This is a genomic window from Anaerobacterium chartisolvens, from assembly GCF_003337415.1.
Classification (GTDB): domain Bacteria; phylum Bacillota; class Clostridia; order Acetivibrionales; family DSM-27016; genus Anaerobacterium; species Anaerobacterium chartisolvens.
In genome coordinates this window covers 194,415-220,864 of the sequence record NZ_QPJT01000002.1, presented here as the reverse complement: position 1 = coordinate 220,864, position 26,450 = coordinate 194,415, and the positions used below count along the sequence as shown (strand labels likewise).

Genomic DNA, 26,450 nt, shown 5'->3' with positions numbered 1-26,450 from the left:
ACAATTCCACCCCGTCTTTCATTATTTAAATTATTACAGTCAAACCGGCTGTTATAAATGAGCGCTCTATGAAAAAGGATATACTGCTATATGAGATATGCCGGTAATTCCTTAGCATGGAGGAGATGTATCCGATTTTCTAATAATATTTTCCTTTTGAGACTTATGAAAAAGCTTACCGAGAGAATTTGAAAAAGCACATAATAAATCAGGTCCTTTATAGAGGCTTGCAGTATCTATGGAAATATCCTGCGGAATATATGAGTCAGACAGGCTTAAAGAGGCAGTACCGATATTCCCCCCCGCAACCGCAGACACCTTTTGTGAGCCGCGCTTAACGGCATCACCTTCCCGCAGGCCGTAAATATGCTCTTTTACCGCATCCAAGCCCCCGCCTAAGCTGCGGCCGTTATTGGCACACAAATAAAGGGTGTAAATATTCCAGGGAATATCTACGGCCCCCTCCGAGGTCAGGGTGGATAATATTATTAAGCCTATAAAAAGTTTCCTGAGCATAAAAAAATCTTCCTTAATTTTTTTAATTCTATTCCTTGCCTTCCATTCTGTCAAAAATCATTTTATAGCCGTCCGCTCCATAAACAAGACATCTGTTTATCCTGCTTATTGTAGCAGTGCTGACACCCGTTGCCTCAGCAATTTCCGAGTATGTCTTTTTATCCTTAAGCATTCCGGCAACCTCCAGCCTTTGAGCAAGAGCCTTTATCTCCGCCACCGTGCAAATGTCCTCAAAAAAGCTATAGCACTCGTCTACATTCTCGAGAAGCAGTATTGCTTCAAACAGCCTGTTTGTATGTTCATCCCTTATCTTGGAATTCATTACAGCATCACTCCATCCCGTAAAGCCGAGATTTATTACATAGTATATTTTAACAGTTTAAATATAATTATACTCACGATAATTTTAATTCAAAAAAGCAGCGATGTCAAAATGAATTTTGCAAGTCAAAATGAATTTTGCAAGTCAAAATGAATCGGCAAATGAATTTTGCCATTCACGTTAATATATAAATTGCATATCATGTATAAGGAGAGCTCAATAAAACAATCTTTTCAGGAGGTGCAGTTATGTCAGAAGATAGAGGCGGAGGATTTTTCGGTAATTCAACCGTACTTTTTTTCATTCTTGTATTTTTACTTCTTTTCTGTGGCGGTATAGGTTCGGTATGCGACTAAATTCATAATCATACCCCATAAGAGACAGCACACTAACATAAAAAATCAACGCCCCTGCCATAGATAGACGCACAGGGGCGTTGATTTACACGTTAATTTTTACCGGCTGCCGGCATATGAGTTCTCCATAAGCCTGAACCTATGCTCCTCCAGACAGCCTGAATAAATATCACCTGTACAGGCAGCATAACTATGCCCTTAACCAGCCTCTGTGCGGCAAGAACAAGTGCTCCCTTGCCGGTTATTATAGACAGCCAGAGGGTGTTTAAGCCCAAATCTATAAACGCTACTATAATAAATACCGCAATAACGGTTTTTATAAGGGACCTGGGATTATTATGCAAAAATATGCCGTATACAAACCCCGTAAGACATGCACTGAGTGTAAAGCCGGGGAAATACGCACCCTGAGGAAAAACCATCATGCCCGTTATGTCGGCCAAAGCCCCTGTAAGAGCCCCCGCAAGCGGCCCGAAAAGCATTGCGGAAAGCGCAATGGGTATAAAGCCAAGACCAATCCTTAAAATAGGAGTTTGAATAGAAAGAAACCTTGTTAAAATAACCTCTATGGAAATCAATAATCCAATGGATATTATAATTCTGAGCCTGTTCACAAAATCACCTCCTCTCTTTATATGGCCGTAAGCCACATAAAGAACTTTTCATTTGTTATGATGGCAAAAAGCTAAAGCAGCTTTTCCCTTCATAGCTCACGGAGGCTCTTTTGTGACAGCGGAATGCGAAAATTGCACCGCAAACCCTTTAAAATCACCAGAATTACATTCAGGCTGCTTTTTAACAGGATTTTTCGTCCAGCGGCAACTTCCCGTCCGACTGGCACTTAACGCGCAATTCCCTACTCTGTCCATATATTATTTATTAATATTTAAAGCAAATTTATTTTACACAATCCTTAGAATAAAATCAATAAATATTTTGACCTTGGGTGCATAAATTATATCTGACACAGCATTTCGGAAAATCGCTATAGGGATTACAATTGAAGCACCTTTTTCACATAACAGCATAATTATCCAAAAAAAAATGGTTAAAAAGAGCCAATATATTATGGCGTTTTATTCCAAATTCAGATTTTTAATAAGCTCCCTATCTATCTTCCCCTCACTTCGAGGGGAAGGAAAAGAAGGTCCATGTAGGTTTTGCTGGTCTTCTAAGTAGCAATACTGTTTTCGCTTTGCTGCAATAAAAATCAGCTATATACCTACTTATGGCATATTGCCTTAAAAACCGGTACCCTCCCAACTGTTTATTTCCGATTTTATCCCACAACTCCTATTCTCCACTTGTAGGATGTCTCCTCATTTTCTTCTCCAGTGCCCTTCTTTTTTTTTCCCTCAATGTGAGGGGAAGATAGAAGGGGAGTTAAAATTTACATTTTATATCATATTCCACAGGCTCATGTATGACGGGGTTGTCTCCGCACAGAGGGCATGACGCCTTTTTTCTCCATTCAATCTCTCGTGCCTTCATTTCAAGCCCATCAAAGGTCATAAGCCTGCCCGAAAGCGTTTGTCCCATTCCGGCAATAAGCTTTATGGCTTCAAGCGCCTGCATTGATCCTATAACTCCCGCAACAGGCCCAAGTATTCCCGCCTGTCCGCAGGAGGGCACAACCCCATCCCGCGGAGGCTCGGGGTACAGGCAGCGGTAGCACGGCGTCGCGCCGGGGACAATTGTCATAAGTATGCCCTCAAAGCCCAGTACAGCGCCCTCGACAAGTGGCTTCTTCATAAAATAGCACAAGTCGCTTATAAGGTATCTGGCACGGAAGTTATCCACTGCGTCAATAACCACATCGTAGTCCCCGATAAGCTCCTCCGCGTTTTGCGCGTCGAGTCTCACCGAATGCTTTATTACCTTCACATCGGCATTTAAGCTTTTTATCTTTTGCTCTGCCGAATCAGTCTTTTTTCTCCCCAAATCCTCTGTAAAATGGATTATCTGCCTTTGAAGATTTGATATCCCCACGGTATCAAAATCCACAATCCCAATTGTTCCCACCCCTGCCGCGGCAAGGTAATAAAGAGCAGGCGATCCAAGCCCCCCCGCTCCGACAACTAAAACCTTTGATTTAAGCAGCTTTTGCTGACTCTCATATCCAAATTCCTTAAGTATTATCTGCCTTGAGTACCTTAAAACCTGTTCTTCATTCAGCATACTTAAAATCACCCGCCGCCCATAAATTTAACTATTTCAATATTGTCGCCCTCACGCAGTGTTATCTCCGCCCATTTCTCTCTTTTAGGGATTTCATGGTTGTACTCCACAACCACGCTTTCGGGGTTTATGCCCTTTAGCTCAACAAGCGAAAGTATGCTGGCTTCCCCGTCAAGCTCCATATGCTTTCCGTTTATCCTGACTCTCATTGTATACCCCCTTTTTACAGTATGCTTATGCTTTCCCCTTTAAGCACCTTATTTACATTCCTCATAGCGCACATTTTTCCGCACATGCTGCAGGAATCCTCAAATTCGGGCTTGGAGCTTTCACGATACCTTCTTGCCTTTTCCCCGTCGATGGCAAGCCCGAACATTCCCTCCCAGTCAAGCCTCATTCTGGCGTCGCTCATTTTAAAGTCCCATTCCCTGGCGCCCTTTATTCCCTTTGCAATATCCGCTGCATGAGCGGCAATCTTAGACGCGATTATTCCCTCCTTCATATCCTCAAGGTCAGGCAGTCTCAAGTGCTCCGCAGGAGTAACATAGCAAAGGAAATCCGCTCCGTTGGCGGCGGCAATTGCTCCTCCTATTGCACTTGTTATGTGGTCGTATCCCGGTGCCACATCCGTTACAAGGGGGCCCAGCACATAAAAAGGCGCACCGTGGCACAGCCTCTTCTCCATAATCATGTTTGCCGCTATTTCATTTATTGCCATATGCCCCGGGCCTTCAACCATAACCTGCACATTTCTGTCCCATGCCCTCTTTGTCAGTTCTCCCAGTACAATAAGCTCCTCTACCTGCGAGGCATCCGTAGAATCGTTTATGCTTCCCGGACGACATGCGTCGCCTAAGCTTATCGTGACATCATATTGTTCAAAGATATCCAGCAGCTCGTCATAGTACTCAAAAAAAGGATTTTCATTGCCTGTAATCTCCATCCATGCAAATATGAGCGAGCCTCCTCTCGATACGATGTTTGTCAGCCTTTTATTCTTTTTAAAGCGTTCGGCGGTAGCCCTGTTTATTCCGGCATGGATTGTCATAAAATCCACCCCATCCTTTGCGTGCTTTTCTGCAACATCAAGGAATTCCCTTGCCGTAATTTTTGAAAGCTCCTTGTCATAGAAGCCCACCGCATCATATACCGGGACGGTGCCGATCATGGCGGAGGACATTTCCACCAGGCTTTGCCTAAATTGCTGCGTTTTTCCATAGGAGCTTAAATCCATAATGGCCTCGGCCTTTAGTGCGATAGCCTTTTTTACCTTTTCCAGCTCAAGCTCAAAATCACAGCAATCCTTTGATATACCCAAATTGACATTTATTTTAGTTCTTAGTCCCTGTCCTACTCCCTCGGGTTCAAGGCTTTTATGGTTTTTATTAGCGGGAATTATTATTTTGCCTTCGGCCATAAGCCGGCGTATTTCCTCAACACTTATCATCTCTTTTCTGGAAACCGCCTCCATTTGAGGTGTTGTTATACCCTTTCTTGCAGCATCCATTTGAGTTGTATATTTCATCTTGTTATGCACTCTCCCATCTTATTATTTATGCTTCTAATCTTTTGCTCTATGTTTTCGGCACCCACTATTTCAGTAACCATTGCTATGCACTTAGCCCCCCTTGAAACCACCTCGTGCATATTGCTTTCCTTTATGCCTCCTATTGCCACAAACGGTATGTCAATGTTGTCCACGGCGTATTGCAGGTACTCCAGTCCGACGGGATCACATACGTCCTTCTTTGTAAAGGTCTTATATATCGGGCCTACGCCTATATAATCCGCTCCTCTTGCGACGGCATCCTGCGCCTGTGCGGGAGAATGGGTGGACAGCCCTATTATCATTTCCTGTCCCACAAGCTCTCTTACCTTTTCTATGGGCAGGTCGTCCTGGCCTATGTGTACTCCGTCCGCTCCCACCATCATTGCCATGTCTATGTTGTCGTTAATAATAAAGGTTACGCCCTCACGCCGGGTAAGCTCGCGGAGCTTGACACACTGACTAAATTTGTCGGCCAGCTTTTTTTCCTTCTCCCTGTACTGTATTATTTTTACCCCGGCATTTATCATTTCCTGCACTACCTGTATATTGCTCCTGCCCTTTGAGAATTCCTCCGCCGTAAGGCAATATAGCCCCGCGCCCAGCTTCTGCCTCCTTGACCGCCCGCACACCAAAAGGGCGCACTGCTTTTCAAGCCCGTAGCATGAAAACCTGAAGCCCTCATAGTCCTTAGCCATGTCATATTTGCAAAGAGGCTTTAAGCTCTCCTCCACTACTCGCAAAGCCTCCTCGGCTCTTTTAAAGTTAGCCGCCACAAGCTCATCCACCCGGCTCTTTTGATCTATCTTAAGCTCTCTTGAAACGGACAGCCCCACATCCTCCTCCGCTCTCCTGCCATCAAGGCACTGATTCATGTACGGCATTATGCCTTTTCTTATATCATGCCTCAGCTTTTTGAGCTTTTCAGACAGCTCCCTGTTATCAAAATAAAATCTCGTTATATCCTCCGCAACCCGAAGGCCCTCGGATGCTCTGTTTATATTGGCATCTATCAGCCTGAAAAGCTTATCCGACATACCCCGTCAGCCCCCCTTCTAAATAGCCTGCCAGTCCTTGAACACAGGCTGGTACCCCTTGCTGTAAAGCATGTTCCTTATTTCATCCACACTTCTTTTATCCGAAATATCAAATTGCTTCTCACTTTTTTGTTCGAGCGCGTGCCCTCCCACCTCTGTGGAAGACCCTGCGGACATTTTGGTTATTCCCATCCCCACAAGATTATCCCTGAATTCGGCTCTTTCTCTGGTTGAAATGGTCAGTCCCGCCCTTGGAATAAAAAGCCGCATTGCAAGCATTATCTGTACAAGCTCCTTATCGCTCACATGGCATTTAGGCTGGAACTGTCCCTTATGCGGCCTGATTCTTGGAAACGATACGCTGATTTCGGTATCAGCATACTTATCCTGCAGGTAGTGTGCGTGCAGGCCTGTAAAAAACGCCTCGCTTATCCAGTTGTCAAGGCCTAAAAGCGCACCTATGCCCACACTTCTCATGGATGCCATACATGCACGCTCAGGAGCGTCAAGCCTGTACGGGTAATTGCTTTTAGGGCCTTTTAAATGCAGCGTGCCGTAAACTTCCTCATTGTATGCCTCCTGATATATGGTAAAGCCGTCAACTCCCGCATCCACAAGCTGCTTATACTCCCCCGTATTCATGGGGTACACCTCTATGGATATCGAGGTGAAGTATTTTTTAAGCACCTGCACGCACTGGATTATATACTCTAAAGAGCTTTTCTCCCTTGACTCGCCGGTAAGGATTAAAATATGCCTTAAGCCGGTAGCAGAAATTATTTGCGCCTCCCTCTCCACCTCCTCCGGCTCCAGCCGCTTCCTCACTATTTTGTTTGTGGTATTAAAGCCGCAGTATACACACTGGTTGACGCAAAAATTAGCCAGATACATAGGGGTATACAAAAACATCACTCTTCCGAAATGCTGAAGCGTAAGCTGCCTTGCACGGCGCGCCATAGCCTCAAGGTGCTTTGCCGCCTTAGGCGACAGGAGGGCAAGGAACTCCCTTTCACTTAGATTTTCCTTATTTATGGCCCTTATTACGTCCTCCTCGCCAAGCTCCTTGCAAAAGCCGTCAATGTCCTTATCTCTCCAGGACAAATATTTTTCATAAAAACTCATTTATAAGACACTTCCTTAATTTTGTATGATTATTATGGGGTATCAGTCATCCAAAAAACCCGTCAAGGGTGATGAGGCCTCGGCATATTCCCTTACCGCTCCGCCCTCCGCAAGAAAAGCCTTTCTTCCCGCCATAACCGCAAGCCCAAAGGCCTCTCCCATGGCGACGGCATCTCCCGCAGTTGCTATCGCAGTGTTTACAAGCACCGCTGCCGCACCCATTTCCATTGCCTCGGCAGCCTCCGAGGGCCTTCCTAAGCCTGCATCCACTATAATGGGGAGGTCTATTTCATCAATAAGAATCTTTATAAGCTCTCTTGTCCTAAGCCCCTTGTTTGTTCCTATGGGAGCGCCCAGAGGCATAACTGCGGCGGCTCCTGCATCCTTAAGCCTTTTGGCGGACATTAAATCGGGGCTCATGTAAGGAAGCACCGTAAAGCCTTCCCCCGCCAGTATTTCCGTCGCCTTTATTGTTTCGTGGTTGTCGGGCAAAAGGTACTTGTTGTCTGAAATAACCTCTATTTTTATCCAGCTTCCGCATCCGCAGGCTCTGGCAAGACGGGCTATCCTCACAGCCTCCTCCGCATTTCTCGCCCCCGAGGTGTTGGGCATAAGAATACACTCTTTGGGGACAAACTTAAGTATATTCTCATCCTCCGAGTCAAGGTCAACTCTTCTCAGTGCCACAGTGACCACCTGAGCCCCCGAGCTTTTTATTACCCCGGGAATAATGTTGTTTGAGCAAAACTTTCCCGTACCGATGAAAAGCCTGCTTTCGACCTCTCTTCCTCCAATAACCAAGGTATCGTTCATAGACTTTATAACCTCCCTTTCTTAGATGTATTCCTTACGGGTCAAAAAAATTTCTTCCAGCAAGTTATACCCTCCATGTAAAATCTTTATCGCTGCATATATAAAAAATAAAAAAAGCTTACCATGAAGGGTAAGCTGATAGACAAAACTCAACTCGCTTCCCTACGATGGTACTAACCATGTCAGGTTCAAAGGGTTAAGACTCTCGCCTCTCTCAGCCTTTTTTAAGGCACCCCCAGCAGCAATATTAAATTCAATATCAATTATAACCAACCAAGCCCATTATGTAAAGCTTTTTGATCAAGCCCGGGTGCTATACCTTTTCCAAAGCCAGAGCGGTGCGGCTTGGAGAATAAATAATAATGCCCGGCTTATCGCCCTTTTCAGGAAGGCGGGTTGTGCGGTATACTATGTCCCGCGCTATCCGGGACTGTCCCCCAAACCGCTTATCGTCGGTGTCAAATACAACGCGGTATTCTCCCTCCTCCTCGACAGGAATTCCAAACTGTGTAAAGGAAGTAGAGGGATTGAAGTTAAAAAGGAATACAACCCCGCTCTTGCTATATGCCATAATCTTGTCTCTCTCATCAATCCAAAGATTGGTGGCATATCCTGTCCCCGGGATGTTATAGCTCTTTGCAAAGGAGATCATGTCACGGTCAAACGCGTATAAATACTCATACTTCAAATTTCTGTTTTCCGCCAAGCTCCACTGGCGGCGCGCGTACTTATAGGACCAGCCGTTTCCCTCCCTTGGGAAGTCAATCCACTCGGGGTGCCCGAACTCATTTCCCATAAAGTTTAAGTACCCTTCTCCCGCAAGGGTCATGGTAATAAACCTTATAAGCTTGTGAAGGGAAATAGCCCTGTCTATGTGAAGGCTGTTGTCCCCCTTCGCCATATGCCAGTACATCTCCTTGTCCGCCAGCCAGAATATTATGGTCTTATCTCCCACCATAGCCTGATCGTGCGATTCGGCATATCCTATGTTCTTTTCCCCCGCCCTCCGTGTGGTGAGCTCATGCCACATGCGGTGCATGGACCATTCCTCGTCGGAGCACTTGCGCAGCGTGCTTATCCAGAAATCCGGCACTCCCATTGCCAGCCTGTAGTCAAAGCCTATTCCACCATATTCGATTGGAAGGCACATTCCGGGCATTCCGCTCATATCCTCCGCTATAGTAACGGCATCGGGACGCACCTCCCTTATCAGCTCATTTGCAAACTGCAGATAGGTAACGGCATCCAGATCGGTATCCATGCTGAAATATTTTTTGTAATTGTCAAAGGCAACTCCCAGACCATGATGCTTATACAGCATAGATGTAATGCCGTCAAAGCGGAACCCGTCAAAATGATATTCCTCCAGCCAGAATTTTATGTTTGACAACAGGAAGTGTATCACCTCATGCTTTCCGTAGTTAAACAGCTTTGAGTCCCATGCCGGATGGTCTCCTCTGCTGCCGGAGTGAAAGAACTGATACTCCGTTCCGTCAAATTCATTTATGCCCTCTGCAAAATTCTTAACGGAATGTGAATGCACAAGATCCAGCAGTACGGTAATACCCATGCTATGGGCGGTGTTTATCAGCTCCTTCAAGTCATCGGGAGTTCCCATCCACGAGGAAACGGCGAAAAAGTTGGACACCTGATACCCGAAGGAGCCGTAGTAGGGGTGCTCCATTACCGCCATTAGCTGTATTGTGTTGTAGCCATTGGCCTTCACCCTGCAAAGCATATTATCGGTAAACTCCTTAAACGTGCCTATGCCTTCCTTTTCCTGTGACATGCCTACATGCGCTTCATAAATAAACAACGGCCTTGAATGGTCAACATAAAAATCCCCGTCGGTCCAACGGAAGGGCTCAGGAGGCTGCCATATTTGCCCCGCAAAATCTCCCGTGCCGGAATCCTTATCTATCCTCTTTATGTATAGGGGTATCCTGTCCCGTGAAATACCGTTAGCCTTTACGCGCACCTTGACGCGGGACATGTGGGCCAGAGCATCCTCTCCCGGAATAAAAATCTCCCAGCAGCCGTTTTCCTTTTTATTCAGAGGATGTGCTTTAGTATTCCATTCATTGAAGTCGCCGATAAGGTTCAAAGCTTGGGCCCCCGGAGCCCATTCCCGGTAATACCAGCCTCCGTCGGCTGGATGAAAACCAAAAAACAAATGTCCGTTTGCAATAGCTTTAAGATTGGGTGCATCTCCGAGCAATGCCCTTTTAACAGCACTATACCTGTCCATGCGCAAACCGATGTCATACTCGAAGGGCTTAAGCCACGGATCAATCTCCAGCAATTTAATGGCCTCGGCTTTGTTTAAAACAGCCTCCATCAAAAATCACCTCTCCCCCTTGTAAAGATTTCAAAAGCATTATATTATGTTCCATGCTTAATTTTACCATATACAATATATAGTATGTCATACCTGCTCCCAAAACGCAATACCGCGTGCTATGCTGTAATTTCTCTGTCTGGGGGAAAGCGGGACACCCATCTGGCTTATGAGATTTGAACGAAGCAGACAGGCCGCACCATTCATAATATGAAATGCCACCTCGGCAACCCTGCGTTTTTGCACATCCTCCATATATGTCCCCTTTACCCAATTGTTAAATGCGCCCATAGACTGTCCGCACCATATCTGCATATCCATATGCCTGTCCCGGTTGCCTGCTATGGACCAACGCGATGAATTACCCAGATACCACCTGAAAATAAGCGCCATTTTGTATTTTGCATCCTGCTCCGCACGCACAAGCTCCTCCGAGGCATTGATCTCAAAGTATTTTACTACCTCCCTCCATATATCCAGGAGTCCCGCTTTGAACATTCTCTTTTCAAGCCTCTCTCTTTCAATGGGGGGAATCTCCTCTATGCATGAATACTTCTTGTATAATTCATAAAGCTTATGCGCATTCATTGGAAACATTGTCCCCTTCTTCAGAACCTGCACCTTTGCCCCAAGCTCAAACATATCGGCGCAGGGCGCCATCATTATGTCCGCCATGCCCGTATCTGCAAGCGTTTTGCGTACGTAATCCGAGGTGCCTGCTTCTATGCAGGCCTGATTTACCGACCCTGTAACAACATAAGCAGCTCCCATTTGGAAGGCTGCCAGCGCAGCCTGTGGAGTGCTTATTCCTCCCGCAGCCCCAATCCTTACCGGCTTTGAATACCCGTACCGCTCCTGAATGCTGTCGCGCAACGCGATTATCGCAGGAAGAAGTGAGACCAGAGGACGGTTGTCGGTATGTCCTCCCGAATCCGCCTCTACTGTAACGTCATCGGCTACAGGCACCTCCCGCGACAGCTTTGCCTGCTCGGCAGTTATCAGTCCCTCCTCCAGAAGGCCCTTTATGATATCCTCCTCGGCAGGCTGCATAAATTTGGTTGCTACTTCTTCTCTGGACACCTTTGCAATAATTTTATGCCCTCTTTCCACTGTCCCGTCAACGGATTTTTTCAGACCTGAAACGCGGTAATAAATCAGCGCAGGCGTCATTGTTATAAAAGCGGACGCTTCGATAGTCCTTACCTTATTTTTAAGCAAAAGCGCCACAAGCTCAAACTCTCTCTTTCCGCGTCCCGAGCCATGCAAAAGATTTACCGCGTAAGGCCCGTCCGGCAATGCCTTCTGAATGGATGTAATTGCCTCCTTTATCACATCCATGCTCAAGCCTCCCGAGCCGAACGACCCCATAAAGCCGTTTCTCCCCAATTCAACCACCATCTCCACAGAGGAAATCCCGTTGGCCATTGCCCCGCCCATATAGGCATAGCGAGTGCCGTAATCGTTGATAAAGCCTCTGTCTCCCAGCTTCTCCCCGCTAATGGAAGGAATGAAGCCGACACAGCGGTACACAGGTTCCCCGGCAGTATCCGTACCGCTGTGGAGCTTTCCTCCAAGCGCAGGCTTGAAGCCGTCGTCGGTTTCAACCACATAGCACTGCTTATCCACAGACCTTATTATTTGCTCTACCTGCTCCGGACTCCCGGCTATAGCTCCGCATTTCCACAAAAGCACATCACATTCTCCATTTTCCATTGACATTTCCACGCTTTCCTCCTTATTCAATTGTTAAAGATATATTTTCCGTCCTCAGTACGTTCTTATCTCCCCAAAAGACATTGGCATCCACATAAAAGCAAAGCTGCGGCTGCCGCACTATTTCCTTGATGCTTATATGAAAACGCAGCATTGAGACCGCCCTTTCAACCTGCCCGCGGAAAACGGTTTTCATGGAGGAATCCTTTATTGACCCTATATTCATAGACGGGTATTGGCTTAATACACCCGAGTAAGCTGCAAAAAAGAACAGGCATTGGTTAACCGCATCCAGCATAAGGCTTCCTGGAAAAACAGGGTCATTTTTGAAATGTGCGTCAAAGGCCCAATGCTCAGGCAAGAGTTCCTTTTCAGCCCACACTTCGCCCAAGCCGCAGCTCCCCCCTGTAAAATTTATTTCCTTAATCCTGTCAACCATCCTTGCGTAAGGAGAAATAAAATACCTTTTTGAGCGGGGAAGCGAAAATTCCTGCGAACCGAAGCAAATGTCAAACCTCCCGTTGTAAAAGCTCTCCATATCCTCTTTTTCAAAGCTGCTTTTGCTGCATACAGCATAGGGGGTGAAACGCTTTTGCCGAGATGTTTCTGCACTTGCCGCCGTTTGGGGCTTTGTAATAAGGCCCTTTGAGTTTTCGAGATCCTGTGTTGTAAAAAAGCCTCCCATTGCATCCATGCTTAGGAACAGGCGATCTCCGTGATAGCATTTATAGGTTGCCGATACCAAAGTGGTGTCTCCGCTTTTAATAAAGGAATTTATTTCAAAAACTCCCCGTATTGTGTCCCCTACCCCGGGAAGGTAATCATGAAAGACTGTTTTTGTATCTGCGATTCTGTACCGCAGGCTCCCCTTAGAGCTTATATCTATTCCTATATAGCTCACAAGAAAAATACCTATCTGTGCCGATTCGGTAAACATAACCGAGGATACTCTTTCTCCTATTGCAAATATGCAGCTTTTATCAATATCATATTCCATCTCAATCATTGACGGCTTGTAGCACCCAAGCTCGGCCTTTATTGCCGTAATTCTGGTGACAAAAAGAAACGGCGGGGCGGGCATTCTTCCCCGGACAGGATAGCTGTCAACCTCCGCATACTCATTTCCGAGTACTTTTGACATGCTGCCGCAAGTCATCTCTATTACCTCGTCATAATCCCATATGCATGGGCGCTTTTGTTCCATCCTCAACGCAAAGGACGTACTCCCCGAGCCTTTTAATTTGCGGGCAAATTCACTGTGTGCAAGGGTTTTTACATATTGCATAAGCATATCCTGATTTTGCTGGTATTGCACAAATGCCTGCACATTCTGTGACATAGCCTGCATACAAAGGCCTTTAATTCCTCCGTATGCCTGTGTATACGCCACCTCCTCCCGAGCTGCTGCCGGCGCAGCGGGATGCAGCGGCGCAGCCTCATGCAGCGGCACCGATTTGTGCAGAGGCAATTGCTTTTCCTCCAAAGCCTTTACCCTCTGCCTGTTTTCATATTTTGCCACATTATCCCTGTGGTGGGGAAGCCCTGTGGAAACGGGCCTTATAAAGCCCGGCCTTTCGTCAATGCCTGCATCCTCAGACATGCAAAGCTTATCGGTAGAAACAGCAAGGTTATGCGATACTATTTTGCTCAGAAACCTGTACCAGTTGTCCTCAAAAAGTCCTTGAGAGCCGTGGAGAGATAAAATAAGCACATCATTTTTATCAAGAGTGTTTTCAGCCCATTTTGTGCAAAGCTCATTTGTGCCCAGATTGATAAATATTCTTCCTCCATCGTCATAGGCTGTGTTTAAAACGCCTGCGAAATCAACCGTCTCTGTTAAAATTCCGGCTATATTTCTGGAAAAGGCCTCGTTTGTATTTTCCATGGGCGCTTTAAAGCAGGTGCTGTACAGCGTAAACGGCAGCCCTTGCTTTATATGCATCCCTCCGGCGCGTTCCATATTATAAAGCTCATCATAATACAGCCCGGAAACAGGGGTATGGATGTGTGAGCTTCCGTCAAGCTGCATCCTGTAGCCTCCCAGCCTGCCAAGCACCCTTCGGCACGCCTCCCTTTCTCCCGAAATAATCACATCGGTGGGAGAGCCTATAATTGAAATAAAAACCATTGCCTCGTCCTCAACGGCAGCCCTTACATCCTCCACCGGTTGAACCACATACCAGTTTTCCCAGCATTCCACCTTATGCCCAAAATATCTTTCAAAAATATTTTTGTCATTTACAAATTCCGCGTATTTATCAAGCTTTGAAAGTACTCCCTGCACTCTCCCCTCCTTTCCTTCGCCATAGTCCAGACTGTCGGATGCATACATGGAGGCTATCTCCCCCATGCTGGCCCCTATAAGCATATCCGGCAAAATACCTGCCTTTGTCCTTACAAGCTCCATTGTCATTTTAGTTATGGAAAATTCAACAAAATATTCTTCAAAGGAGGAATCTCTTATTTTATCCTCAAACTCCATATATCTTTGCCTGTTTTCGGGGTCGGCCTCCAGAGACTGTCCCAGTATATATTTTAAATCAGGATACATAAGCAAAATGTCAAAAACCCTGTCCGGTGATACCATACGCCCCGGCGGGCACATCCACACCACCTTTTTGTCTCTCCCTGAGGGCTGCGGGGTAAAATAGCTACCGCGCCGGGACTGCCATGGTTTATTAGAGGAAAAGGCTTTTTTCATTCCCTCTACCGCCATATGAATTTCTTCCAGCAGCGACTCCTTTGATTCACATACCAGAGCAATAGTCAGAGCCCTCTTTAGCGTGTCCCTTTTTTCCAGAAGCCTTATGCTGTCCCGCGAAATGCGTTTTAAGCTTTTGTTTCCCGACGCTTCCTTTTCCAGACTCTTCAGGCTCTCTTCAAGCTCCTTCTCACATTCTCCGGCCACAGCCACCATAACCGTTGAGGTATGTGCCGGCTTGCCCTCCTTGTCCCCAATACCCTCCCTGTAATCGGTCAATACTATTTGGGAGCAGTTTCCGTTTGATGTAAAGCTGCCCACAGCCGAAGCCCTTTTATCTCCAAGGCACATCCACGGCTTTAAGGAAGCGGCGTTATCCGAAGGAAATTTTACTTTATAATAAAGCTGCAAAGCATTTTTTATTACGCCAGCGGCGGCGGTAAGGCTGAAGCAGCATCCCAAAACCTGCTCAACACTGCCTGTCTGTACAGCGTCAAGGAGCTGCGCGTGCTTTTGGGAATAAAGCCTGAGAGCCTTTTCCTTCTCTCCCGGGTACAGAGCATGGGGAAGCTCAAGGTATCCAAGCTCCTTTTGTCCTATTTTTGCCTGCTCTAATGCCTGAAGCATATATTCCTCAATTCTGGCTTGGACATTTTGCCCGTCGGCGCCTGCACCCGAAGCTCCGCCCGACAGAGCAACCCCCTCCATCAAGGCATAAATCCTGTTTCCCTCGCTTTGCGCCTTGTCCTTACGCTTTAATACCAATACCGCCGCACCTTCTCCAATTCCCCATTCGTTCAGATGCTGCAGTCTGCCAAGCTCCTTTTGCATAAAAATATGCTCAAGCTCCCCCGAAAGCTCTACAGAGCCTATTACCGCGCAATCGACAGCCCCCTCCCCCAGTAAGAATTGTGAAAGCTCAAGGGCGCGCGCTATAGAGTTCTCTCTTTCCATGAGCATAAAAGAAGGCCCTTTAAACTTCCAGTGAGCAGAAATGCGGTTTACTCTTACATTCGGGATGATTCCCGTGACGCTGTTTGTGTTTTCCTTTTCCATCTCCCCTTCGCGTACAATCCGAAATACCTCCAGCACCTGACGTTCATTCAAATTGGGGCAGCTCTGCCTTATACTTGATATTATATCCTCTTTTATTTCTTCACTGGCCATAAAATGCAAGTCCGAAAAGTCCTGAGAGCAATTGATAATAACGCAGGTGTTTTTACAGTCCCCCGGCCTTATTCCCGCATCCTTCAAGGCTTGCTCCGCCACATTCAGGAGCAGCATATCCCTCCTTAGAAGGTATGTGTTCTCCTTAGGCGCAAACTTGTATTTTATAAAATCAAAAGGAAAGCTGTTGATATAAGCCCCCTCCGGCATTTCACACAGACCCAGAGCCTCAAGCTGCCGGGAGTTTTGCTGTATATCCCTCCATCGGTAAGTGTCGGGCGTCTGGCGCACAGGCTTGCCCTTTAGCAACACCCTGAAAAATTTGTTTACCGAGTCTATAGGCCCTATATGTATGCCCATCCCTACTATTGCAACAGAGGGCAGTTCCTTGCTTTTAATCCCCTCACCTGCCGGTTCACGCTCTTTTATGCCTGTCTCAAGGTCTTCCTCCGGCCGGTATTCGCTTAAAACCAGATGCGCATTGATTCCCCCGAATCCGAATGCATTTACACCCCCGCGCTTTTTTCCGCCTTTCATAGGCCAAGGCATATTCTCAAGAACCATATCATCCCCGGAAAAATAACCGTCAGAGGATTTAAGCGCTTCGTTAACCCGCACAGTTGCGGGAATTATGCCATTTCTCATTGCTAAGATGACCTTTGCAATTGCGGCATTTGCCGAAGCGGTAAAAAAGTGCCCGGTATTGCCCTTTAATGCGCCAATCAGCGGTTTTACCCCTCTTGGCTTAAAAAAGCCCGACAAAGAATCCAGCTCCGCCTGATCACCGGCTCTGGTGCCGGTGGCATGGCATTCAATATAATCTATTTGATCGGAAACCCCATCTCGGTATGCATCCTCATAAGAAAGCAGCTGCCCTGCAGGATCAGGCGCCAGAATAGATTTGCCTCCCCCGTCATTGGACCATCCCACGCTTTCTATAACCGCCAGGATAGTGTCGTTATCCCTTACCGCATCCTCAAGTCTTTTTAAAACAAACGCGCCCGCACCCGAGCCGGCAATAAGCCCTTTGGAATTGCGGTCAAACGGGCGGCTTTCCCCCTCGTTGCACAAAACACCCAAAATGTCGAAGAGCCCGCAATTTCCCGCCACAATTTCATTTGAGCAGTGTGAGCCGGCAATCATAATATCCGCCCTGTTAGCCTCAAGATAAACAGAAGCCAGCTTTATTGCATATAGCGGAGTAGCACACGCAGAGTTAAAGGACAGCACCGGCCCTCCCAAGGAGAGTATCCTCGCGACTGCCACAGGAGGCTCGGTATCTGTAAAAGCCCCCGCCTTATCCACATTGTCATTGCTTTTAGGCAGGTTCATTACAAAGCCTTGATCCTCCAGCAGATCGCAGATCTGCATTTGCAGGTCATGCTTTAAAAAGGAGTTCATTATATCAACATTCTCTTTTACAGGCATACTTAAGGTTCCCATAACCATTCCCGCACGCCTTAAGACATCACAGTTGCCCATATATCCGCTTTCCTTAAGGGCTTCCCTGCAGACGTAGGCAGTCCATTTATACAACTGTCCCAAGCCCTCCAGCTCTTCAAGCAGCGGAGCCTCAAAGACGTTTCTGAAAAACTGCTCTCTCTTCTCCTGCTCCGATGTAAGCGCTCCTCTTTCAATAGTTCTTCCCTGATAGCTCTCAGCAGTTGTAAGAAGCTGCTTTCCCATTATTTTATCCCAGAACGCAGTCTTATCTGTGTAGCCCGGAAACAGGCAGCCCATCCCCAAAACAGCTATTTTGCCCATGGCCCTCCTCCTTATATTTTTAAGTATTATTTACTTTGCTACGCCCTGACAAGCTCCATTGCATTCATATCTACCTTAGGAAGCACAGGGTAATCAGTGCCGTTGACTACAATCTGGCGAACTCCGTTTCCATGCTTATAGCACAATTCATCTACCAGATATGCCACTCCTGTTTCCATAGGAATAATTTTTGCCCCTATATTCCTTAAAATCATTTTTAAGGTTTCTTCCACCATTCCTCCATCCCAAGGCCCCCAGTTAATGGACATGACCATTGTACCGGCAAACAGCCTGCCGTATTGATGCGCAAATTTGTTTAATACCTCATTGGCCATAGAGTAGTCGCTCTGGCCCCCGCTTCCGAAAAAGGCCGCCACCGAGCTGAAAAGCAGCAAATACCTAAGCTGCCCCTGATCTATGCTGTCAAGGATGCATTCTAAGCCCTTCACCTTTGTATTAAATACCGCTTCAAAATCCTCCTGCGTTTTTCTATGGATTTTTTTATCCGCCAAAACTCCCGCACCATGAATAAGCCCCGTTATTTTCCCAAGACTTGAGGCTGCCTTTTCAATGCATTCCTTTACCGAAAATGCATCGGTTATGTCGCAGCTCATATAAACGGCACGCCCTCCCGCTTCCTCAATTTTTTTAAGGGTTTCCTTTATTTCTATCCGGTTTGCAATTAAATTTACCGTTTTATCAAGCTCGGCTGGCTTAAGAGCATTCCCCCTGCTCCTTGCGTCCTCCATAACCTGTTTTCTCAGCAGCTTCTTATCTGCCGATACAGGGCTCCATTCATCAATGTCCTCATTAAGAGCGGTTCTTCCCAGAAGAATAAATTTGCATCCAAATCTTTTTGCCATGCCTATTGCGCATTGTGCCGAAATACCTCGGCCCCCTCCCGGTATAACAAAAACATCCTCCTTTGAGGGCATATTCCCCGAAAATTCCGTATCATAGCTCTCTTTGAGTCCCAGAGTAATCCTTTCTCCACTTAGTCCTCGTCCTATCTCGACAGCGTGGGGATTTCCATCGTACAGCTCCTCCATAATATAGCGGGCTGCCTTTTCAGCACCGCATTTGGGATGAATATCTACGGTGCGGCACAATACGTTGTTCCATTCCTGAGAAAGCGATTTGCCAAGCCCAAAAAGGCTCCCCTGAAGCACCGCCGCTGTAGAACCTCCACCTAAGCCAAGCTCCCCGTCCATTCTAACAACATTTATAAAAAAGTGCTTTACCTCTTCCTTTGCGTTAAGGTGATGGCTGTAGAAATGCTTAGCCATAAAAAACGCCGAGCTTGCCATTCCCAATTGGGACTTGTCAAATACCTCTTTTATATTTTCCATATCCCCCGCACATGGAAGTATGTTTATAATTCCACATAATCCCCCCGGTTGACCGGCAATTGTTCCAAAAAGCTCTTCAACGTCTTTCTCATCAAAACCTTCTTTCATATTCTCCAGCCTGACACTTGCGGGTATTTTATATTCATCACTTTCCCCTGCTTGCAGTAAAACAGGCGAAAAGCCTTTCTCCATTAAAAGCGGGAACAGCTCCTTCCACACCCCGGTTTTATCACAGGTAACAATGACATTTCCTCTTCTGAGTGTGTTTTCAGGCTGTACCTGCCCCAAAGGCATATCTCTTTTTTCCACCTCAAACCGCTTTATTTCTCCCCTTTGTCCCTCCTGAACGGCTGCGCCTCCCTTTGCGCTGTACCGTGAATGTAAATAACCGATAATACCCTTTAAGGTGGAAAGCCTCGACAGTGAATCAAAATCATCCTGGTTAAAGCCCTCAGGCATCTCATTGTTCAGAGCCGAAAAGATTTCCACTCTCTTTATTGAATCTATTCCAAGATCGGTTTCTATATCCATATCCGGCTCCAGCATTTCCTCCGGGTACCCTGTCTTGTCGCTTATGATGCGTAAAAAGGTGCTCTGTATTTCCCTTTCAAGAGGAACGGGCATTGCCGTATCTCCCGAGGCAACGGCACCGGGCGTGGTCTGCTCTTCCGCGGAGCAAGCACCTCTTCCCTCGGTGGCATACCTTCCGTCTATATATCCGGCAATTTCACGTATTGTTGAAAAGGCGGCCAGCACCTCTACATCCTCCTGCTCAAAGCCATTTGCAATACTGCTGTTCAATGCGGAAAATATTTCAACTCTTTTTATTGAATCAATACCCAAATCGGTTTCTATATCCATATCCGGCTCCAGCATTTCTTCAGGATAACCCGTCTTTTCACTTATAATTGAAAAAAGCACCGGCATATAGCTCTTTGAAGGTTCTGCTCCCGCTTGAGGCTTAACCGCTTCATGAGTCTCACGTGCCAAAGCTGTGGTGTCGGCCTGCAATCCGGTATTTTTTGCCTCCGCAGCCCGAGGTATGCGTTCCCTCTCTTCATGCAGGCTTTCAGCCATAGAAGGTATTAGCTCTTGCTTACCGGCCTTATGCTCGATAAATTGCGTATTGTCAAGCTCAGGCTCCCACCTGTTCTCCGCTTCAAAATATCTTTCAATAAGCTTGGACTGTTCACAAAAGAAGGTATTGTAGGCGTCCATGCTGTTTTTCTGAAATTGCCCGGTGATATCTATATAGCGGGACATGGAATCCATTACCTTTGCCACATGCGGGTCTTCTTTCAAAGACTGCGCAATTCCGGCCTGTCCCGCAGATATTTCCTTCAATACATCCATTTGCCCCGACTGGCTCTTCATAAACTGCTCAAAAACGCCGGTGTTGAGATTCTGTATTTCATAAATAGCCCACAGAGAATCCTTTCCGCCGGCTTCCCGTATTATTTTTGTTTCCCCCTCTTGTGTCGGGGCCTCATATACTGTCCTTACTTCCTCACTTTTACCGCCTGTCATTGCACTGCCTCCTCCATCTTCTATTACTTCCGGCTCCCCTGCAAAGGGCAGGGGCCTTTTTAAACAAACATCATCCACCTCATCAAGAGCCCTATCCATTTTCTTCTGCTTCTCAGGAGTAAAAAACAGAGTAGGCTTTACGGTATATGTTGAAATACTTTTAGCCTTGCCGGATACACAAAGCTTTCTCTGATACCCGTCCTCCTTCAAATTCATGCCCAGCACCTTCAGCCTTACCAGCGTCTGGCGCATCTGTACTTCGGCATCTGTCCCCGAAGAAGGGTTTATGCTTAAAATATGGCAATCCTTTTTACCGAGAATTTGCTCTACTAAAGAGCTCAGCACCTTTTTAGGCCCTATTTCTACAAATATTCTGCCTCCTGCACCATATATTTTTTCAATCGCGCTCTGAAACAGTACGGGGCTTATAATCTGCCGCGCGAATATGTCCTTTATATCTGAGGAGCTTTCAGGGTAGAGCTGTGCGGTAGCATTGCAAAAAACATTACTTTCTATGTCATGGAAGGAGCTGCTTTTTATAACCTCCGAAAAAGCTTGCTGGGCCTCCTTCATAAGAGGGGAATGGAACGCTCCGGAAACATTCAGCCTCTTTCCTCTTATATTTTCTTCCTTTAATTTTTTGTCTAATTGTTCTATTTGTCCGCTATCCCCCGAAACGATTATTTGCGAGGGGGAATTCTCATTTGCTATGCAAATTCCGCTAAAGCCGGATATAAGATCCCTTGCCGTTTGCAAATCAGCCCCTATGGCCAGCATAGAGCCTCTGTCCTCTTGATGCGACAGCCCTCCCGACATAAGGCTGCCCCTCATAACGGAAAGCCGTGCGTATTCGGTGTCGTGTATAGCTCCGGCGGCCCAAAGCGATGTCAGCTCGCCAAAGCTGTGACCCATAAAGTAATCCGCCCTAAAGCCCCTTCCCTCCAATATTTTGTAGATGCCGCCGCACACCGCGGCAAGGGCAGGCTGTGTATAGCGCGTCAGCGTTAATTTTTGTCCAAGCTCCTCAAGCCTTTCCTTTTCATACATTGAAGCGGGATAAATAATGGACGAAACAGGCACATCATTGTTATCCAGCAAAGCATTATCCACTAATTCAAGCATAGAGCGCATATCAGGATAGTTCTGCGCCAGGCTGCCAAGCATTTCAACATACTGTGAGCCCTGTCCCGGGAAAAGAGCCACTACACTTCCCTCGACCTCAACAGCTCTTTCTCTGTAGTATATGCCCAAGGCAGGGTGATCCCACTGCTCTTCAGTTTTGTTTTTAAGCAGAGGCAATGCCGTTTGCAGAATGCTGTATGCATCCTCAGCGTCCTTTGCAACAAAGCCTATTCTGGCATCCTCAGCCGGAATTTCCCCTTCGCCCGCCGCCAACCTGTCAAGCACTGCCCTGCCATTCTCCGAAAGCTCCTTTATCAAGCCCTCGCAAAGCCTGGCTAAATTCTCTCTTGAACCTGCATGGATAACCACCTCTCTGGGCATATGATGCATTCTGTACGCTCCCTTGTGGTCTCCTCCATACTCCTCAAGCACAACATGAAAATTAGTGCCTCCAAAGCCAAAGGCACTTACGCCGGCCCTCCTCACAGGATTGCTTCTGTTTACAATCCATGGCCGTGGTTTATTTATAATATATAAGGGTGAATCTTTTAATAGAGCTGAGGGGCTGTCAACATTAATGGTAGGCGGCAATATCTTATGATGCAGCGCCATAATAGCCTTAATCATTCCCGCTGCTCCTGCAGCCAGACGGGCATGTCCTATCTGACTCTTCACGCTTCCTAAGCCTATTGATTCGTCGTCTGCACTATAGCTTCTGAAAAAGGCAATAAGAGAACTCGCCTCCGACTCGTCCCCCCGCTCGGTTCCCGTGCCGTGTGCTTCTATAAGTCCGATTGTTTTCGGATCTATCTCCGCCTGTTCATATGCCCTTTCCATTACCTTTATCTGGCCTTCTCTGCTGGGTGCAAAAATGCTCTTGGCCTTTCCGTCGCCCGACGCACCTACAGAACGGATTACTGCATAAATCCTGTCCCCGTCTCTTTCGGCATCCTCCAGTCTCTTTAAAACCATCATTCCTATTCCGTCACCCATAATCATTCCGTCGGTGTCCTTGTCAAAGGGTCTTGAAAGATTTGATTTTGATATTGCAGGGGTCTTGGAAAACGAAATAAAGGAAAAGGCGCTGCAATCAAGATTCACTCCCCCTGTCAATACGATATCGCAGCTTTTGGACTGCAGCTCATGAATTGCATACTTTACCGCAGACAGGCTGCTGGCACAAGCGGCATCCACCGTACAATTAGTTCCTGAAAAATCAAAACGGTTGGAAATCCTTCCTGCAACCACATTTGCAAGGTATCCCGGGTTACATGCCTCATTCCAGTCAAGCTCAACATCCCTGAAGCGTTCAATAACCCTTTCTGCAATATCCTCAGGAACTCCGCTGTTTATAAGTATTTTACGTATTCTTGGAGCTTCAAGACGGTGGCTCAGCGAAAAGGCAGTCTTTCCAAGTCCGGCAGCAAGTATAACACCCGTCTTATCACGGTTGAACGGCTTGGCATTCTCTCCTATCATATCGGCATCCATCAGCGCCTGCTTTGCCACTACCAGAGCAAACAGCTGATCCACAGCTACCGACTCCATAACCTTAGGAGGAATTCCAAATTCAGCAGAATCAAAATCTATGGGAGACACAACTCCTGCTTTATATCCATAGGTCTTGTCTCTTGCTGACGGATCAGCGTCATAAAAATCCTCTAAATTCCAGTAATCTGCCGGAATGTCCTTTATGCAATTCTTCCGGCTCAGTATATTGCTCCAGTATTCACTTAAATCCACTGCATCCGGAAACAAAGCTCCAATCCCTATAACGGCAATATGTTTTTCCATACATTTCTCCTTAATAATTAGTATTAAATAGAAATTATCATATATGAATGTTCAAGTCAAATTCATTATAATGCTATTAAGTTAAATTATTGTTGTAAATGTAATATTTTTAAATAAAAAAGTCTTAAAATAGAACATAAATACATTCCATTTAAGACTTTAGAAATCAGCTTTTAATTTTTTGTTTTACAATTGCGGGGCTTTTTTGGCCTATATGTGTAGCGATAAAGATTTTACATGGAGGATATAACTTGATGGAAGAAATTTTTTTGACCCGTAAGGAATACATCTAAGAAAAGCGCCTGATGACATACCCGTGAGACATTTCCCCGCAAGGCGTCTTTTCGTTGTAGTTAAAAATTTCTGTAAGCAATTATATCCTCTATGTTTGTAAAATCTTTATCGCATCCTATATATATCGGTTTGCCAGATCGTTCAAAGCTCTGCCGCTGACCCTGTAGACCGTCCATTCATCCATAGCAGCCGCCCCCATTTTCTTATAGAAGCTGATGGATGGCTCATTCCAATCCAGACAGGCCCACTCAAGCCTTGCACAATTCCTCTCCACAGCCAGCTCTGCCATGAACGACAGCAGCAGCTTCCCCAATCCCTTTCCACGCAGCTCGGGTCTTACGTATAAATCCTCGATATATATTCCGGGAAGTCCCTCAAAGGTAGAAAAATTATGAAAAAACAATACATATCCTACAGGCCTATTCTCATATTCCGCTATAACAACCTCCGCGACCCTGCGTTTAAATATTGACTCCCGCAAAGTCTCCTGGGTTGCCTTTACCTGATCCAAAAGATTCTCATATTCGGCCAGCTCCTTGATAAATTCTAAAATTAAAGATACATCTGCCTCTTCGGCAAATCTAAGCTTAAAGCCGTCTGCCCTTGTGTCGGTCAAATTGTCCATAATACAGCCTCCAATTATTCATATGTATTTTTCACATTCAAAAATAATGGGTACTTAGCATAAGGTCTGCAAGCCTTGCAACCTCCTTTGCTTCATAGGTCCTCTCAAATTCCTCATTTGCCTGCCCGATATCGAATCCATAGGCCCACAGCTCCCACACCAGCCTTTTTAATGAAGGGTATTCCTCCGAATACCTCGAAATGTCATAAATTAAGCTTGAAATTCTTCTATACTCCTCTTTTTTGCTGTCCTTGTATTTCTTATACTCCTCAATATCAGCAAGAGGCAGCAAAGCCTCGGCATTTTTTCTCCTGCTGCTTTCTTCGCCGCCATCACTCTCCATAATGCTTATAAAATGACGTAGGTTTTTACAAAACTGCTTATACATAAAAGCTCTCCCTGAACAGCTTCAAATTTACCGTGAAAGCCGATTTAACTCGTTCAGCTAAATCCTCCCTGTTCACAACCTTATCTATCAATTCCGCAAGCAAAGCTCTGTCGGCTTTCTCAATGAGAATTGAAATATCCTCTATGTCTTTTTGTGAATACCTGCCGACCTTACTTAAAATAATATCTTCCCTTGAAAGCACAAAAACATTTTTATAGTCCTGAATTTTCTTCGCCCTGCTTGTAAAGTCCTGAGGTATGGTTGTAAGGCACAAATCAAGAAAGTCATATCTGTCAAGTATTCTCAGCAGCCTGCCCATACTTGAAGCATATTCCATATCAAGCAGGTCAAAATCTGTAGTCGCTCTGCTTAAATACTCACCGACAATACATCCCGATCCTCCAAGCAGGTATATAGGAGGATAATCAATGCCTTTCATTTCAGCGAAATCATCCATGTCCCTCAGTATTTGTATTAAAATATCCCTGCTTTTATTTTCCACAGCCACTCCTCCATAAACAGCATGAGCAATAAATTATGCAAATACACATAATTTATTCTATACCAAAAGCTCGGGGTTAACAATATTACTTAAAGGCCATTTTTCAGCAATTTTTATTAAGCTTATGGAAGGGTCAGCTTTTTAAACTCACCGTAGCTTTCCGCCATCTGTGCATACAGCTCCTGTCCCACAAGGAATTTATATATCTCATTCGCCTTTCCCCCCGGCTCAACATCCTCAAACTGCCCGGGGTACAGAACCTTTCCTATATAGTATGCGTCCGCCATAGCGGTATCGATGTTTGTTGTATAAAAATTATAGGGAAGCTGTGAGTATATCTCTCCGTTTTTAAACGCCGAAAGTGCCCCATAATATGACGGGTTCTTACTGTAGTCCTCCTTAACCATTTGCAGCCCGCTTCCATCTATAAATATTTTATCAGGATTCCACTGCAGCAGCTTTTCTTTATCTATCATAACCGTCCCTGTTTTTCCCGTCTCGTCCGCCACATTATTTGCGTGTACCGCATCAAACAGCGCATATCTGCCCTGTGTGCTTTCAATGCCATGAGCCCCTTTCATTCCAAGCCCTCCTATATAGGCGGAAGGCTTCATGCCGTCGGGAATATCCTTTGTCCTAGAATCCAAATCATTTTTGCATTTCTCCATATACTCTACAAGCTCCTCGGCCCTTTTCTCCTTTCCCGTAAGCTTTCCTATCAGCCTTAACGAGGAGTACACCTCGGGAGAAAACACAGAGGTTTTTCCGTAGCTTATTGCAGCCACAGGTATTCCTGTCTTTGCCTGCAGGCTGTCTGCGGCAGCCTTGTCCGATGCATAGGTGGTGAAAATCACTTCAGGCTTAGCCGCAAGTATCTTTTCGGGATCAGGCGCATTGTTGGGCCCACCCGGACCTATCACAGGAAGGCTTGCTAAGGATGGGTTTGCCATAACATAAGGCTTTCCCTGAGCTTCGTTCTTGTCCATTTGCTCAACGCCAACTATCATATCAATGCTGTTGAAATAGCAGCACAGCCTTAAAGCACCCGGCCCGACAGCCACCACCCTCTTCGCCGCGGAATTAATCTCAACCTGCCTTCCCAGAGCATCGGTAACAGTAACCTTATCCGTGTGTGATGCCGCACCCCCGGCAGGCTTTGAGGAGCAAGCCCCGAAAGCCATTGACACACACACAAGCATTATAATTATTAAAGACCTATTTATCTTATTCATTCTTAACACATCCCCCTGAATTTATTAGTTAAATTAATTGTACT

Annotated in this window: 17 protein-coding genes, 1 pseudogene and 2 riboswitches; all 18 genes and pseudogenes read right to left on the bottom strand. The window is 46.0% G+C overall.

Features of this window, described 5'->3' with window-relative positions; all coding sequences use genetic code 11:
- Positions 1–111: 111 nt before the first annotated feature.
- The 18 genes and pseudogenes from DFR58_RS02595 to DFR58_RS02510 all read right to left on the bottom strand — a co-directional run bounded on the left by DFR58_RS02595 (position 112) and on the right by DFR58_RS02510 (position 26,406).
- The gene (locus tag DFR58_RS02595) at positions 112–516 is read right to left on the bottom strand and encodes a hypothetical protein (protein WP_114296246.1); all 405 of its coding nucleotides are present in this window, start codon (positions 514–516) and stop codon (positions 112–114) included.
- A gap of 28 nt (positions 517–544) precedes the next feature.
- Positions 545–838, bottom strand: a complete 294-nt coding sequence (locus DFR58_RS02590) for a YerC/YecD family TrpR-related protein (RefSeq protein ID WP_114296245.1) — start codon at positions 836–838, stop codon at positions 545–547.
- A 448-nt stretch (positions 839–1,286) separates the two neighbouring features.
- Positions 1,287–1,808 (bottom strand): folate family ECF transporter S component, encoded by a 522-nt coding sequence (locus DFR58_RS02585; protein WP_114296244.1) that lies wholly within the window; start codon positions 1,806–1,808, stop codon positions 1,287–1,289.
- A gap of 114 nt (positions 1,809–1,922) precedes the next feature.
- Positions 1,923–2,060: riboswitch (THF riboswitch) on the bottom strand.
- 256 nt (positions 2,061–2,316) lie between these two features.
- Positions 2,317–2,484 (bottom strand): DUF559 domain-containing protein, encoded by a 168-nt coding sequence (locus DFR58_RS22580; protein WP_114296243.1) that lies wholly within the window; start codon positions 2,482–2,484, stop codon positions 2,317–2,319.
- 93 nt (positions 2,485–2,577) lie between these two features.
- A complete protein-coding gene (locus DFR58_RS02575) occupies positions 2,578–3,372 on the bottom strand; it encodes a HesA/MoeB/ThiF family protein (RefSeq protein WP_114296242.1) in 795 nt (264 codons plus the stop codon).
- 8 nt (positions 3,373–3,380) lie between these two features.
- Complete coding sequence (gene thiS / locus DFR58_RS02570; RefSeq protein WP_114296241.1) at positions 3,381–3,581, bottom strand: sulfur carrier protein ThiS; 201 nt, start codon at positions 3,579–3,581, stop codon at positions 3,381–3,383.
- A gap of 14 nt (positions 3,582–3,595) precedes the next feature.
- Positions 3,596–4,897 (bottom strand): phosphomethylpyrimidine synthase ThiC, encoded by a 1,302-nt coding sequence (thiC, locus tag DFR58_RS02565; RefSeq protein ID WP_114296240.1) that lies wholly within the window; start codon positions 4,895–4,897, stop codon positions 3,596–3,598.
- Positions 4,894–5,955, bottom strand: coding sequence for a thiamine phosphate synthase (locus DFR58_RS02560; RefSeq protein WP_114296239.1), 1,062 nt, complete (start codon positions 5,953–5,955; stop codon positions 4,894–4,896). The genes thiC and DFR58_RS02560 overlap by 4 nt, the downstream gene beginning before the upstream one ends.
- An 18-nt stretch (positions 5,956–5,973) precedes the next feature.
- On the bottom strand, positions 5,974–7,077 hold the full coding sequence (gene thiH / locus DFR58_RS02555; protein ID WP_114296238.1) for a 2-iminoacetate synthase ThiH: 1,104 nt from the start codon (positions 7,075–7,077) through the stop codon (positions 5,974–5,976).
- Between the two features lie 42 nt (positions 7,078–7,119).
- Complete coding sequence (locus DFR58_RS02550) at positions 7,120–7,890, bottom strand: thiazole synthase (RefSeq protein WP_114296237.1); 771 nt, start codon at positions 7,888–7,890, stop codon at positions 7,120–7,122.
- Between the two features lie 142 nt (positions 7,891–8,032).
- Positions 8,033–8,137: riboswitch (TPP riboswitch) on the bottom strand.
- A 66-nt stretch (positions 8,138–8,203) separates the two neighbouring features.
- The gene (locus DFR58_RS02545) at positions 8,204–10,228 is read right to left on the bottom strand and encodes an alpha-amylase family glycosyl hydrolase (RefSeq protein WP_114296236.1); all 2,025 of its coding nucleotides are present in this window, start codon (positions 10,226–10,228) and stop codon (positions 8,204–8,206) included.
- 87 nt (positions 10,229–10,315) lie between these two features.
- On the bottom strand, positions 10,316–11,947 hold the full coding sequence (locus DFR58_RS02540; protein WP_114296235.1) for a PfaD family polyunsaturated fatty acid/polyketide biosynthesis protein: 1,632 nt from the start codon (positions 11,945–11,947) through the stop codon (positions 10,316–10,318).
- A 16-nt stretch (positions 11,948–11,963) separates the two neighbouring features.
- The gene (locus tag DFR58_RS02535; RefSeq protein ID WP_114296234.1) at positions 11,964–17,573 is read right to left on the bottom strand and encodes a beta-ketoacyl synthase N-terminal-like domain-containing protein; all 5,610 of its coding nucleotides are present in this window, start codon (positions 17,571–17,573) and stop codon (positions 11,964–11,966) included.
- Between the two features lie 233 nt (positions 17,574–17,806).
- Positions 17,807–23,347, bottom strand: a pseudogene (locus DFR58_RS02530) (SDR family NAD(P)-dependent oxidoreductase); the annotation flags it as partial.
- 427 nt (positions 23,348–23,774) lie between these two features.
- Positions 23,775–24,284: a GNAT family N-acetyltransferase gene (locus DFR58_RS02525; RefSeq protein ID WP_114296232.1), complete on the bottom strand. Its 510-nt coding sequence runs from the start codon at positions 24,282–24,284 to the stop codon at positions 23,775–23,777.
- A 37-nt stretch (positions 24,285–24,321) separates the two neighbouring features.
- Positions 24,322–24,672: a hypothetical protein gene (locus tag DFR58_RS02520; protein WP_114296231.1), complete on the bottom strand. Its 351-nt coding sequence runs from the start codon at positions 24,670–24,672 to the stop codon at positions 24,322–24,324.
- Positions 24,665–25,174, bottom strand: coding sequence for a DUF6036 family nucleotidyltransferase (locus tag DFR58_RS02515; protein ID WP_114296230.1), 510 nt, complete (start codon positions 25,172–25,174; stop codon positions 24,665–24,667). Before DFR58_RS02515 ends, DFR58_RS02520 begins: the two co-directional genes overlap by 8 nt.
- A gap of 122 nt (positions 25,175–25,296) precedes the next feature.
- On the bottom strand, positions 25,297–26,406 hold the full coding sequence (locus DFR58_RS02510) for an iron ABC transporter substrate-binding protein (RefSeq protein WP_114296229.1): 1,110 nt from the start codon (positions 26,404–26,406) through the stop codon (positions 25,297–25,299).
- Positions 26,407–26,450 lie beyond the last annotated feature (44 nt).

Excerpts from the sequence above, each read along its gene's own strand:
- DFR58_RS02595 (WP_114296246.1), bottom strand. The coding sequence starts at position 516 with ATGCTCAGGAAACTTTTTATAGGCTTAATAATATTATCCACCCTGACC.
- DFR58_RS02590 (WP_114296245.1), bottom strand. The coding sequence starts at position 838 with ATGAATTCCAAGATAAGGGATGAACATACAAACAGGCTGTTTGAAGCA.
- DFR58_RS02575 (WP_114296242.1), bottom strand. The coding sequence starts at position 3,372 with ATGCTGAATGAAGAACAGGTTTTAAGGTACTCAAGGCAGATAATACTT.
- thiS (WP_114296241.1), bottom strand. The coding sequence starts at position 3,581 with ATGAGAGTCAGGATAAACGGAAAGCATATGGAGCTTGACGGGGAAGCC.
- thiC (WP_114296240.1), bottom strand. The coding sequence starts at position 4,897 with ATGAAATATACAACTCAAATGGATGCTGCAAGAAAGGGTATAACAACA.
- DFR58_RS02560 (WP_114296239.1), bottom strand. The coding sequence starts at position 5,955 with ATGTCGGATAAGCTTTTCAGGCTGATAGATGCCAATATAAACAGAGCA.
- thiH (WP_114296238.1), bottom strand. The coding sequence starts at position 7,077 with ATGAGTTTTTATGAAAAATATTTGTCCTGGAGAGATAAGGACATTGAC.
- DFR58_RS02550 (WP_114296237.1), bottom strand. The coding sequence starts at position 7,890 with ATGAACGATACCTTGGTTATTGGAGGAAGAGAGGTCGAAAGCAGGCTT.
- DFR58_RS02545 (WP_114296236.1), bottom strand. The coding sequence starts at position 10,228 with ATGGAGGCTGTTTTAAACAAAGCCGAGGCCATTAAATTGCTGGAGATT.
- DFR58_RS02540 (WP_114296235.1), bottom strand. The coding sequence starts at position 11,947 with ATGTCAATGGAAAATGGAGAATGTGATGTGCTTTTGTGGAAATGCGGA.
- DFR58_RS02535 (WP_114296234.1), bottom strand. The coding sequence starts at position 17,573 with ATGGGCAAAATAGCTGTTTTGGGGATGGGCTGCCTGTTTCCGGGCTAC.
- DFR58_RS02525 (WP_114296232.1), bottom strand. The coding sequence starts at position 24,284 with ATGGACAATTTGACCGACACAAGGGCAGACGGCTTTAAGCTTAGATTT.
- DFR58_RS02520 (WP_114296231.1), bottom strand. The coding sequence starts at position 24,672 with ATGTATAAGCAGTTTTGTAAAAACCTACGTCATTTTATAAGCATTATG.
- DFR58_RS02510 (WP_114296229.1), bottom strand. The coding sequence starts at position 26,406 with ATGAATAAGATAAATAGGTCTTTAATAATTATAATGCTTGTGTGTGTG.